The organism is Occultella gossypii (assembly GCF_019947135.1).
Lineage (GTDB): Bacteria > Actinomycetota > Actinomycetes > Actinomycetales > Beutenbergiaceae > Occultella > Occultella gossypii.
The window spans coordinates 239,775-251,549 of record NZ_JAGSHT010000016.1; the positions used below are offsets into that span (position 1 = coordinate 239,775).

Sequence of the window (11,775 nt, forward strand, 5' to 3'; positions counted from 1 at the left end):
TCAGGGCGTCGGCGCGCCGGCGGCAGCAACCGTCAGGTACTCGTCCTCGGTGAGCGTCAGGGTGCGTGCGTCGATCCAGTCGCGCAGCTGATCCGGGCGCCGCGCTCCCACGATCGCCGAGGTGAGGCCGGGAAAGCCCAGCGTCCACGCGACCGCCACGGCGGCCGCGGTCGTCCCTCGTGCTCGCCCGACCTCGGCCATCGCGTCAGCGATGCGGAGATTCTTCTCCAGATCGTGCGTGAACAGAGGGCTACGCCGCCGCCAGTCGTCTTCGGCGAGGGCGGCTACGCGCTCGGCAGTGAAGGCACCCGTCAGCAAGCCCGATCCCATGGAGCTGTAGCCCACGACGCCGACTCCGTTCGCCTGGGCCCATGGCAGAACCTCCTGGGCAGCCTCGGGCACCACGGCGGAGAACTGCGGCTGGATAACGTCGACCGCGCCCAGCGCATGAGCGGTCTGCAGCGACGTGAGGTCGTGGTTGGAGAGGCCGATGGCGCTGACCTTTCCGGCCTCCTTCAGCTCGAGCATCGTGGCCCAGTACTCCTCGACCGGTTCCACCGTCGCCGGCCAGTGCACGAAGTAGATGTCGATGACGTCGACGTCCAACCGACGCAGCGAGTCCTCGACGTGCCCGCGCAGCGTCGCCGCGTCCGCGACGCGCCGAGAGGACGCGCGCCGGTTCGCCGGGTCCCAGACCATGCCGCCCTTCGTTGCGACGACCGGCCGATCATCCTCCGGGTAGATCCGCAGCGCCTCGGCCAATACCTCCTCGGCGTGCCCCAGTCCGTAGACCGCCGCGGTGTCGATCCAGTCGATGCCCGAATCGACGGCGGACCGGATCGTGTCGATCGACTCTCGGTCGTCCTGCGTACCCCAGGCGGAGACCCAGTCGCCGCCGCCCATCGCCCACGTCCCGAGCCCGACGCGCCCGATCTCGACCGTGGATGTTCCCAGCGTCATTGCTTCTCCTCCCATGCGCCGCCCGGGTTGAGCAGCACGAGTTTCATGTCGACCATCTCGGCGATCGTGTAGCGCACGCCCTCGCGCCCCTGACCTGAGTCGCCGATCCCGCCGTACGGCATGTGGTCGGCGCGGAACGACGGCGGCATGTTCACGAGCACGGTGCCCGATCGCACCTGTTCCGCGAATCGCAGCGAGGCCGCGAGGTCGCGGGTGTAGATCGAGGTGTTGAGACCGAACCGGCTGTCGTTGATCCGCTCGATGGCCTCATCCACCCCGCTGACACGGGCGGCCGAGATCACCGGTCCGAACACCTCTTCACACATGAGCTTGTCATCGGCTTGTGCCCCGAGCACGAGGGTCGGGCTGACGAGGGGCCCCTCTCGGTCGCCACCCGCGAGGATCGTGGCACCCCGATCGCGAGCCTCGCCGATCCAGGTCGAGACCCGCTCGGCCGCAGCATCGGTGATGAGAGGGCCCACTACGACCTCGGGAGCTGCGGGATCACCGGCGCGAACACCGGAGACGTCCGGGGCCAGGAGCGCCAGGAACTCGTCCGCGATCACGTCGTCGACGTAGAGACGCTGCAGGGAGATGCAGGCCTGCCCCGCATAAGCGAAGCCCGCCTGAACGGCGTCCCGCCTCGCCAGGTCCAGGTCCGCGTCGCGGCTGACATACATCGCCGACGTGGAGCCGAGCTCAAGGATGTGGATCTTGCGCGGCGAACGCGCCTTCAGGCTCCAGCCGACCTTGGCAGAGCCGGTGAACGTCAGTACGGCAACACGGTCGTCGTCGCACCAGGCATCCACGATCGGCTCGGGATGACCGTGCACCACTTCGAGCCAGCCCTCGGGTAGGCCCGCCTCGGCCAGCAGCTCGGCGATTCGCAGCGAGGTCAGCGGCGCCTTCTCCGAGGGCTTCAGCACCACCGGACATCCGGCAGCGAGCGCGGGAGCCACTTTGTGCATGACCAGGTTCACCGGAAAGTTGAACGGTGTGATGGCCGCAACGACGCCGCGTGGCTCCGGGACCGTGACCGCCAGGACCCCTGCCCCTGCTGCCGTCGCTTCGAGCGGGACGCGCTCGCCTGGGAGTCGTCGAGCCTCCTCGGCGGCATACCTGGTTGTCGTCACGGCCCGCGCCACCTCGGTTGCCGCGGCGGTGGCCGGCTTGCCGACCTCGCGCCTGATCAGGGTCGCGAGCTCATCGGCGGACTCCTCGAGGAGGCTGGCCGCGCGAGAGAGGATCTGGGAGCGAACGTCCGCCGGCAGGCCGCGCATGAACGCGGTGTGGGCTCGGTCGACTGCGCGGGCAGCTTCGGCTGCCCCGCCGACTGCGACGACGCCGAGGGCCTCGCCGGTCAGCAGATCACGGCGGGTTTCGACAACTCCGGCCTTGGCGTCAATCGGTCGCGACTGCAGGCTCTCGTAGGTCACGCAAACGTTTGTACCAGATCGGAGGCCGTTCAGGAAATGGCCACCGAAGATGATCGCCGCCGTTCTGCACGTGGCGTCGTCCGCCCGCACCGTTCGTCGCGCTCACGTGCCCCTCGGCGTCCGAGGGATCTCCGCCCACGAGCTACGGGCCGAGATCGCGGCGGGACTGTCGACGCGCGGTTCCCGCCAGGCGCTCCGACGTCAGGGAGCCTGGTCCCCGACCCCGTCGCTGGACCGGGTCGGACTCGGCTTCATCGACCGCAGGATCGTCAGGCCGAGCCCGATGAACATCACGAGGGTGATCGCGATCACGGCATCGGGCAGCGGCCGCGCCGAGAAGAGCGTCGCGAAGTTCGCCCCAGCGTGAAGCAGGATCAAGGGCCACAGCCACCGGAACCGCAGTTGGAATGCTGCCAGCGCGAAGCCGTAGCAGGCCGAGACGAGCACGTTGAGGAGAATGTCGTCGAACGTCCGGCTCGTCGTGGCGAAGGCCGAGAGGTGTTGCAGCCCGAAGAGCGCCGCGGTGATGGCGACCGCGATGTGGGGACGGAATGCCGGCCGCATGCGTTCCAACACGACCACGCGGCTGGTGAGTTCCTCGTTGGCGGCGGCGAGCAGGAGGGTGAGGCTCCAGAGCCCGAACCCGGGCGGCTGCTCCACCAGGCCCTCCGGCACGGCCCAGACGAGGACCTCGATGACCAGTGGCACCAGCAGGATGACGGCGGTCCGTCCCCGCCAGCGGACCAGGATCCCCGACTGTCTCCACAAGCCACGCACCGTCACCAGCACCGCGGCGAACGCGACACAGGCAACGTTCGCGGCGAGCCCCAGGTACCAGCCGGTGATGCCGAGCATCGGGGCGACCGCGAGCGTGATCACGATGATCGCGAAACGTGCGAGGTGGACGGAGGTTCCGAACGCGATCGCTCGGAGCTGGCTGGTGGGCAAGAGGGGGCAGCCTACGTCGCCCGAGTGCCCTGGCGGTGAAGCGAGCATGGCGACGCAACGAACATCGGGATCGTTGCCCTCGTACTTCGGTGATTCAGTCCATGATGTGGACGATGTCGAACGGGAAGCCGCCGTTCACTGTGGATTTCGGAGCCGGTCGCGGCGGCGCACCAGGGCAGCTTTCTCGGCCGTGTTTCCCGCCAGCTCGATCGCCGCGTCGTACGCGGCACGCGCGTCCTGAGTGCGTCCCAGCCGGCGCAGTAGGTCCGCGCGGGTGGCGTGGAAGGAGTGGTAGCCGGCCAGCGGCTCTTCGAGCCCCTCGACGGCCGCGAGCGCGACCTCGGGTCCGTCGAGCTCAGCGATCGCAATGGCCCGGTTGAGGGCGACGATCGGCGAACGGTCGATGCGGGCGAGCTGGTCGTAGAGTGCGACGACCTGCGACCAGTCGGTCTCCTCCATGGTGCGGGCTGAGGTGTGCACCGCGTTGATCGCTGCGAGGATCTGGTACCGGCCGGGGGCCGCTCCGGTCGCGAGGCGCTCGCGCACGAGCCGGTGCCCTTCGGCGACGAGTGTCGCGTCCCAGCTGTCCCGGTCCTGCTCGTCGAGCGCCACCAGTTCGCCGGTCGCCGAGACCCGGGCAGGACGGCGGGCCTCGGTCAGCAGCATCAACGCCAGCAGCCCGGCCACCTCACCATCTCGGGGCAGCAGCTCCCGGATCAGGCGGGCGAGCCGGATCGCCTCGGCGGTCAGCTCCGCCCGGACGGGATCGGTGCCGGGGCCGGTCGCCAGGTAGCCCTCGTTGAAGACGAGGTAGAGCACGGCGAGCACCCCGGACACGCGTGCCGGGAGATCGTCGGCGTCGGGTACCCGGTACGGGATGCGCGCTTGCCTGATCTTGACCTTGGCGCGGGTGATCCGGCGCGTCATGGCGTCCTCCCGCACCAGGAACGCACGGCCGATCTCGGCCGCGGTCAGCCCGCCGACCATGCGCAGGGTCAGTGCGACCCGGGCCTCCATCGCCAGGGCAGGGTGGGCGCAGGTGAAGATCAGCCGGAGCCGCTCGTCGTCGATGGCACCGAGAGGCACGCCGGAGCCTGTCGGGTCGTCGTAACGCACCTGGGCCTCCTTGTGCTTGTCCTCTCGTTTGCTCTCGCGCCGGATCCGGTCGATCGCCTTGTGGTGCGCGGTCGTGGTCAGCCAGCCGCCGGGACGCGGGGGCACGCCGTCGGCCGGCCACCGCTCGACGGCGGTCGCGAACGCCTCGGCGGTGGCCTCCTCGGCGAGGTCGAGGTCGCCGAACCGTCGGGTCAGCGCGGCAACCACCCGCGCCCACTCCTGCCGATGGGCCCGGGTCAGCGCCTCCAGTGGGTCGAGCACGGTCACAGGAACGGCCGTACCTCCAACTTGCGGTTGCAGGCCTTCGACCCCGCCTCGGCGAGCTTGAGCACCACGTCGAGGTCGGGCGCCTCCAGGATCCAGAAGCCCACCAGGTACTCCTTCGACTCCAGGAAGGGACCGTCGGAGAAGATCGCCTCCGCACCGCGGTTGTCGACAACGGTCGCCGAGGCCGGCGCCCCGAGGCCCCCTGCGAAGACCCAGTGACCGTCGGCCTGGAGCCGGTCGTTGAACGCGTTGATCGCCGTCATCTCGTCGGCGCTCGCGCGGTCGGTCGAGTCGTTGATGACCGATACCAGGTACTGCATCGGAACCTCCTGTGGGCTTCTCACGTGGTGGCGTACTGCGGGCGTCCGGCGGGCCGGTAGACCTGCAGCGTGATGCCCTTCGGGAAGGCTCGCGATTCGACCAGATCCAGCGCCGCGTCCGGGCCGTCGTCGGGGAACATGCGGATGCCCTGGCCGACGACCACGGGGCAGACGAGCAGGGTGATCTCGTCGACCAACTGCTGCTCGAGCAGCCATCGGACCAGATTGCCGCTGCCGTGCACCTGCAGCTCCCCGCCGGGCCTGGCCTTCAGCTCGCGGATGGCCGGCGCGATGTCACCGGAGAGGACCGTCGTGTCCGCCCAGGGCCCTTCGGTGAGCGTGTTCGAGGCGACGTACTTGGGCCGCGCGTTCAGGGCATCCGCGATGGGGTTGCTCGCCGAATCCATCGCGCCCCAGTAGCCGGCGAAGAGGTCGTAGGTGCGCCGGCCGAACAGGAAGGCGTCGGCGCGCTGGTAGGCCTCGTTGACGTAGGCCAGCGCGTCGTCGTCGAACAGCGGCCTGGCCCATCCGCCGCGTTCCATCCCGGGGTCCAGGACCGGGTTCGGGCCGCCGTTGGCCTGCATCACTCCGTCGACCGATACCTGCGTGTTCGTCACCAGTCTCATGATCGCGTCTCCTCGTCGTCCGGGCGCCCCTCGTGGGCGCCCCTCACCCCTACTACGAACGGGTCGACCCCGATCGGACACCGTCCTCGGGACTTCGTCCGCCGATGCGCTCGCGCAGCGTGGCCGCGGCCCGCCCGGCCGCGGCCGCGTACGCGGCCCAGGCTCCGCCGTCGGGCACGTGGTCCTCGGTGGGGAAGGTGATGGCGAGGCCCGCGGCCGGGTGGCCGGTGTGGTCGTGCACGGCCACCGCGACGGACGCGAAGCCGGGCGTGACCTCGCCGTGCTCGGTGGCGTACCCGGCGCGACGAACGTCGACCAGCAACGAGCGCAGCGCCGACGGCGTCCGTGGGCCGGCGCCGTGCCGGTCGACGAACGCGTCGGCGCCCGGGAACAGGGCACGCACCTGCACCCGGGGCAGGTCGGCGAGGATGGCGCGCCCGCTCGCGGTCAGCTGGGCGGGCAACCGCACGCCGACGTCGCTGACCAGCGGCGGCCTGCCGCGGGCGCGCTCCTCCACCACGTAGAGCACCTCGCGCCCGTGCAGCACGGCCAGGTGCGCGGACTCGTGCACGGTGTCCACGAGCCGGGCGAGCACCGGCCGGGCCAGCCGCGCCAGCGGCGCCTGCCGCGAATAGGCGGACCCGAGCTCGAACGCGGACACCCCGAGCCCGTACCGGCGCTCCTCGGGCAGGTGAAGCGCGAACCCGTCCGCCTCGAGCACCGAGAGCAGGTGGTAGACGCTCGAGCGGGGCAGGCCGAGGTCGCGGGCGATCGCGGCCGCGGGCACCGGGCCGGCCTGCGCGGCGAGGTAGCGCAGGATCGCGAGCGCGTGGGAGGCCGCCGGCACCGAGCTGCTCGTCGCCATCGCGCCTCCCTCTCGCGCGAACCCACGCCGGTGCGCGCTCACGCCAAGGGTGGCACAACCGCCCGCCGGATGTTCGCCCCGCGTGGCGCCGCTCAGTCGCCGGTGCGCTCGTAGCTGAGGAACATCGCGCCGCTGTCCAGGACGGTGTGGCCGGCCATCGTCCAGGTGCGCGGATCGAACGCCGCGTTGGCGGAGAACAGCGGGATCCCGGTGCCGATGGTCAGTGGCGCGACCTTGAGCGTCAGGGCGTCGATCTCGGCGTACAGCGACCCGGCCAGCTCGGCACCACCGAGCAGCCAGATGTCCTTGCCCGGCTGCTGCTTGAGTTCACGCACCGTGGCGACCGGGTCGTCCGCGACCAGCTCGACGTCCGGGGCGGGAACCTCGGTCAGCGTCCGGGAGAACACCAGGTGTCGCAGGTGCGGGAAGGCGTCCGGGATCCCGGCCGCGAGCCCGATCTCGTAGCTGCGCCGGCCCTCGAGCACGGTGTCGAAACGCGTGCCTTCGGCCGTGACGGACAGCGCCTCCCGTGCCTGCACGGGCAGGGCCTCCGGGTACTGCGCCACGAAGTGCTCCAGGTAGTCCGGGGCGATCGGCCAGAAGCCGTTCGGGCCGGTCGGGTCGGCGCCGTCCGGTCCCGCGATGAAGCCGTCGAGGGTGACGGCGATGAAGTAGTGGAGTCTGCGCATGCTGGCCTTCCGGGTCGACCACCCGGAGGACCCTCCCCCAGGTCTAGCCATCGATCGTAGGGGCGTCTGTCATCCCAGACGGCTTGCGCCGTTGCGGACTGGGTTTGTGCGGGCCGGCGCAGTGGGATGGCGACATGGACATCGATGTCGTCGAGGTCGGTCCCGGCCCGCTCACCCCGGATCAGGTGGTCGCCGTCGCCCGCCGCGGCGCCCGCGTGGAACTGCGGCCCGACGCGCTGGCCGCGATCGACGCCAGCCGCGCCGTGGTCGAGGCCCTCGCCGAGGACGTCCAGCCGCACTACGGCGTCTCCACCGGCTTCGGCGCACTCGCCACCACCCACATCCCGCCCGAGCGGCGCGCCCAGCTGCAGCGCAGCCTGATCCGTTCCCACGCGGCCGGCACCGGACCCGAGGTGGAGCGTGAGGTGGTCCGCGCGCTGATGGTGCTGCGCCTGTCCACCCTCGCCACGGGCCGCACCGGGGTGCGCCGCGAGACCGCGCGCGCCTACGCCGCGATGCTGTCGGCGGGGCTGACCCCGGTGGTCCACGAGTACGGCTCGCTCGGCTGCTCCGGCGACCTCGCACCGCTCGCGCACGTGGCGCTCGCCCTCATCGGCGAGGGCTCCGTGACGATGCCCGACGGCGTGGCGGTGCCCGCGGGCGAGGCGCTCGCCCGGGCAGGGCTCGCCCCGGTCGAGCTCGCCGAGAAGGAGGGCCTGGCGCTGATCAACGGCACCGACGGCATGCTCGGCATGCTCGTGCTCGCCGCGCATGACCTGACGCTGATCCTGCGGACCGCGGACATCGCGGCCGCGATGAGCGTCGAGGCGCTGCTCGGCACCGACGCCGCGTTCGCCGCCGATCTGCAGGCGCTGCGCCCGCATCCCGGGCAGGCCGACTCCGCCGCGAACCTGCGCGCCCTGCTCGTCGGCAGCCCGATCCTGGCCAGCCACCGTGACCCGGCCGCGTGCACCCGGGTCCAGGACGCGTACTCGCTGCGCTGCGCACCGCAGGTGCACGGCGCAGCCCGCGACACCCTCGCCCACGCGAACGCGACGGCCGAGCGGGAGCTGGCCTCCGCCGTCGACAATCCCGTGGTCACGCCCGACGGGCGGGTGGAGTCGAACGGCAACTTCCACGGCGCCCCGATCGGCTACGTCGCCGACTTCCTGGCGATCGCCGTCGCGGACGTGGCGTCGATGAGCGAGCGGCGCACCGACCGCTTTCTCGACCGCAGCCGCAGCAACGGGCTGCCGCCGTTCCTCGCCGACGACCCGGGCGTGGACTCCGGGCTGATGATCGCCCAGTACACCGCGGCCGGGATCGTCTCCGAGCTCAAGCGCCTCGCGGCGCCGGCGAGCGTCGACTCGATCCCCAGCTCGGCCATGCAGGAGGACCACGTCTCGATGGGGTGGGCCGCCGCGCGCAAGCTGCGCCGCGCCGTCGACGGGCTGCGCTCGGTCGTGGCGATCGAACTGCTCACCGCGGCCCGCGGCCTGGACCTGCGCCGCCCGCTCGAGCCGGGGCCGGCGACGGCGGCCGTGCGCAATGCGCTGCGCGCCGCCGGGGTCCCGGGACCCGGGCCGGACGAGCCGGTGGCGCCGCAGCTCGCGGCCGTGACCGCGACGGTGGCGGACGGATCGGTGCTGGCTGCGGCCGAGGTTGTGACGGGTCCGCTGCGCTAGGCAGTGCCGGCATCGTCCGCGCGGGCGGGGCTGGCGCTGGTGAGAGTGCTGAAGTGGCAACCACTACAGCACCATCGGTCAGGCCGAACTCACCGCGGGGACTTGTCCAACTGCGACACGCGCTGGTGGGTCACCCCGAGCACGGCGGCGACGTCGCGCGTCGTGAGTCGCACGCGCAATGTACTGACCGCCAAGCGCATCTGCGTCGAGGCACGCTCCTGGGCCGTCGTCGCCTCCGCGACTGCCTCTCGTGCACCACGCACGAGATCCTCGAGCGCTTGTTCCAGGACGGGCCGGACTTCGACGTCCACGGAGTTCGCAGGCACCTCGAGCATCGTCGCGACGACGTCCGCGACCGTGTCCGGCACCTGCTCCAGCCGCTTCGCCTGCGTGAAGACTCCCGGAACCTCGGGCACCTGGATGGCCCACCACTCGCCAGTGCGGGTGGCGATCGCCGTTACCTTCACTTCAGGACTCCCATCTGTCGCAGGATCGCAGTTGGGCGCGCTTCATGAGCGTAAGCCTAGGAGGGTTGCCAGATCAAGGTCAGGGCCCTTGCCAGACCTGTGGATAGCCCGGCCTCACTGCGCGAGGAGTGCGAGCAGTCGGCCCAGAAGGTCGGCGGGAGTCGTCGTGGAGTCACCCGAACCTGCCCCTGGAGGACATCGTGCAGTTCGACGACGGGTTTCCTGCCGTCGAAACGACCCAACCCCTGGTCGGCGACTGGATCCCCGGCGAACGCGTCGGGAGTCGTCGCTGGGTGCGGTTCGAGGACGCGCAGTACCTCGCCGAGGAAGTGCTGGTCGACGACGCTGACGTCTTCCGCTATCAGATCTGGGGATTCACGAGCATGCAACGCTTCGACTTGCGGCACGGCGTGGCGGAGTTCCGCTACCAGGCCGAGGGCGACGGTACCCGGCTGAGCTGGACCTACTCCTTGCTCCCCACCGCGCCGATCCTGTCCGGCGCCCTCCGGGCATTCCTCGACTCGACGATGACGCCCATGATGCAGACCACGCTCGCCGGGCTCCGTGACCGCGCGCAGGCGTGACCGCACCGCCGACCGGATGCGATCTGCCCTGCACCGGGCACCTCCACCGTCTCGGATCCCTGACCCGTCACCGCCCTCGGAGTATTGGGCCCACGTCCTCGGGGTCAGATAGACCTGACGCGCCGGCGGAGGCGACGGTGCACCTCGGCGGCGACGAGCCCGGAATGCACGGAGTGCGCGAGGTCCGCGCCCCGCGCGGCACCACCCAGACCGCGCGCAGTTGGCAGACCGAGGCGCCGCGGCGGTTGCTGATGAACAACCTCGACCCGGACGTCGCCGAACACCCGGACGATCGCGTCGTCCACGGGACCCCGGCCGCGCCACGCGAGGTGGCCTGACTTGGCGACTACCCATCGGCTGTCGACGGCAAGCGGCTGCCGACCGCAGGCTCTTACCATCTTTATCTAGGTTTATCTGATGTAGATAAAGCGACCTAAACACAGTAAGGTCGAGACGTGGACCCGATCTTGAACCCGTACACGCCGAACGCAGGTGCCGAACCCGAGGCACTGGTCGGTCGCGATGACCAACTTCAGTCGTTCGACGTCCTCCTTCAGCGGCTGATTCGGGGCCGCGCCGAACAGTCGATGATCATCACCGGGCTGCGCGGCGTCGGCAAGACCGTGCTGCTGGGCCAGTTCAGGACGAAGTCGCTCCAAGCATCTTGGTCGGTGGTTGAGTACGAGGTCAGCAAGCACGACGACACGGGATTCCGGACGGACATCGCCCTGCGTCTACGGACAGCGCTCCTCGAGTTGTCCCCGCGTGCGAAGTGGAGCGACCGCATGAAGCGAGCCGCGGCCGCGTTGGGTTCGTTCACGATGAGCGTTGACGCGACCGGACAGTTCCAAGCCGGCCTCGACGTCGATGTACTCCAGGGAGTCGCCGATCACGGAAATCTCGCGATGGACCTCACTGATGTCCTGATCGCGATCGGCGAGGCCGCCCAGGAACGCTCGCGAGGGGTCGTCATCCTCTTCGACGAGGTGCAGTTCCTGGACAAGAAGCAACTGGAGGCCGTCATCGAGGCCCTACACAAGGTGGTTCAGCGCAAACTCCCGGTCACGCTCGTAGGGGCTGGGCTTCCCCAAATCGCCGAGTTGGCGGGCGATGCCAAGTCCTACGCCGAAAGACTCTTCAAGTTCCCCCGGATCGGCAATCTTGAGAGGACGGACGCGAAGCGTGCCTTGGCCGAACCCGCGCAAGCCGAAGGCGTGCGCATCGATGCCGATGCCCTCGACCTCGCCGTCGACATCACCGGCGGCTACCCCTACTTCATCCAAGAACTGGGCTACGCCGTGTGGACGGTCGCGTCGGACGACCACATCACAAGACCAGACATCGAAACCGCCGCCGACACATACCTGGCAAAGCTCGATGCCTCCTTCTTCCGCGTGCGGCTCGACCGCGCGACCGAACTCCAACGCGCCTACCTGAGGGCAATGGCTGATCTCGGACCCGCACCGCAGAAGGCATCGGATGTCGCCGCCCGCCTCAACCGCGGGTCCACCCAGCTCGGCCCCACCCGGGCTGAATTGATCAACATGGGGCTGCTCTACACGCCAGAGCACGGATACGCGGCCTTCACCGTGCCCCACTTCGACCAGTTCATGATGCGAGTCATGCCCGACCTCGTCGTACCGCCGCTCCGGAAGCGGAACACCACAAAGAGCAAGTAGCGTGCGCTAGTGCCGCGTGTCGTTAGTTCTTGAACGCTTTGGTTCTTGAAATGATGGGGGCATGGCGAATCGTCCTGCCCCGGCCTTGGAGTTGCGTGATGGTGACCGGGAGAAGTTGGAGTCCTGGCTGCGG

General features: G+C 70.1%; 12 protein-coding genes and 1 pseudogene. 4 read left to right on the forward strand and 9 right to left on the reverse strand.

Annotation, left to right across the window (positions count from 1 at the left end; genetic code table 11):
• The 8 genes from KCQ71_RS17590 to KCQ71_RS17625 all read right to left on the reverse strand — a co-directional run bounded on the left by KCQ71_RS17590 (position 1) and on the right by KCQ71_RS17625 (position 7,227).
• A complete protein-coding gene (locus tag KCQ71_RS17590) occupies positions 1 to 960 on the reverse strand; it encodes an aldo/keto reductase (RefSeq protein WP_223408297.1) in 960 nt (319 codons plus the stop codon).
• The gene (locus KCQ71_RS17595) at positions 957 to 2,396 is read right to left on the reverse strand and encodes an aldehyde dehydrogenase family protein (protein WP_223408299.1); all 1,440 of its coding nucleotides are present in this window, start codon (positions 2,394 to 2,396) and stop codon (positions 957 to 959) included. Before KCQ71_RS17595 ends, KCQ71_RS17590 begins: the two co-directional genes overlap by 4 nt.
• A 201-nt stretch (positions 2,397 to 2,597) precedes the next feature.
• Positions 2,598 to 3,344, reverse strand: coding sequence for a CPBP family intramembrane glutamic endopeptidase (locus KCQ71_RS17600; RefSeq protein WP_223408301.1), 747 nt, complete (start codon positions 3,342 to 3,344; stop codon positions 2,598 to 2,600).
• 135 nt (positions 3,345 to 3,479) lie between these two features.
• The gene (locus KCQ71_RS17605) at positions 3,480 to 4,721 is read right to left on the reverse strand and encodes an RNA polymerase sigma factor (RefSeq protein ID WP_223408331.1); all 1,242 of its coding nucleotides are present in this window, start codon (positions 4,719 to 4,721) and stop codon (positions 3,480 to 3,482) included.
• Positions 4,722 to 4,723: 2 nt separating this feature from the next.
• Positions 4,724 to 5,047: a YciI family protein gene (locus tag KCQ71_RS17610; protein WP_223408303.1), complete on the reverse strand. Its 324-nt coding sequence runs from the start codon at positions 5,045 to 5,047 to the stop codon at positions 4,724 to 4,726.
• Between the two features lie 20 nt (positions 5,048 to 5,067).
• The gene (locus KCQ71_RS17615; RefSeq protein WP_223408305.1) at positions 5,068 to 5,673 is read right to left on the reverse strand and encodes a dihydrofolate reductase family protein; all 606 of its coding nucleotides are present in this window, start codon (positions 5,671 to 5,673) and stop codon (positions 5,068 to 5,070) included.
• A gap of 52 nt (positions 5,674 to 5,725) precedes the next feature.
• Positions 5,726 to 6,538 (reverse strand): IclR family transcriptional regulator, encoded by an 813-nt coding sequence (locus tag KCQ71_RS17620; RefSeq protein WP_223408308.1) that lies wholly within the window; start codon positions 6,536 to 6,538, stop codon positions 5,726 to 5,728.
• A gap of 92 nt (positions 6,539 to 6,630) precedes the next feature.
• Positions 6,631 to 7,227 carry a dihydrofolate reductase family protein gene (locus KCQ71_RS17625; RefSeq protein ID WP_223408310.1) on the reverse strand — a complete coding sequence of 199 codons (597 nt, stop codon included), beginning with the start codon at positions 7,225 to 7,227 and terminating at the stop codon, positions 6,631 to 6,633.
• Positions 7,228 to 7,361: 134 nt separating this feature from the next.
• Between KCQ71_RS17625 and hutH the strand changes: the two genes are divergently transcribed.
• Positions 7,362 to 8,912: a histidine ammonia-lyase gene (hutH, locus tag KCQ71_RS17630; RefSeq protein WP_223408312.1), complete on the forward strand. Its 1,551-nt coding sequence runs from the start codon at positions 7,362 to 7,364 to the stop codon at positions 8,910 to 8,912.
• Between the two features lie 89 nt (positions 8,913 to 9,001).
• On the opposite strand, the gene KCQ71_RS17635 is transcribed toward hutH, so the two are convergent.
• On the reverse strand, positions 9,002 to 9,379 hold the full coding sequence (locus tag KCQ71_RS17635; RefSeq protein ID WP_223408314.1) for a type II toxin-antitoxin system HicB family antitoxin: 378 nt from the start codon (positions 9,377 to 9,379) through the stop codon (positions 9,002 to 9,004).
• Positions 9,380 to 9,579: 200 nt separating this feature from the next.
• Between KCQ71_RS17635 and KCQ71_RS17640 the strand changes: the two genes are divergently transcribed.
• The 3 genes and pseudogenes from KCQ71_RS17640 to KCQ71_RS17650 all read left to right on the forward strand — a co-directional run bounded on the left by KCQ71_RS17640 (position 9,580) and on the right by KCQ71_RS17650 (position 11,642).
• Positions 9,580 to 9,963 (forward strand): SRPBCC family protein, encoded by a 384-nt coding sequence (locus tag KCQ71_RS17640; protein WP_223408316.1) that lies wholly within the window; start codon positions 9,580 to 9,582, stop codon positions 9,961 to 9,963.
• A 164-nt stretch (positions 9,964 to 10,127) separates the two neighbouring features.
• Positions 10,128 to 10,271 (forward strand): annotated as a pseudogene (locus KCQ71_RS17645) (hypothetical protein); the annotation flags it as partial.
• A 147-nt stretch (positions 10,272 to 10,418) separates the two neighbouring features.
• A complete protein-coding gene (locus KCQ71_RS17650) occupies positions 10,419 to 11,642 on the forward strand; it encodes an ATP-binding protein (protein ID WP_223408318.1) in 1,224 nt (407 codons plus the stop codon).
• Positions 11,643 to 11,775 lie beyond the last annotated feature (133 nt).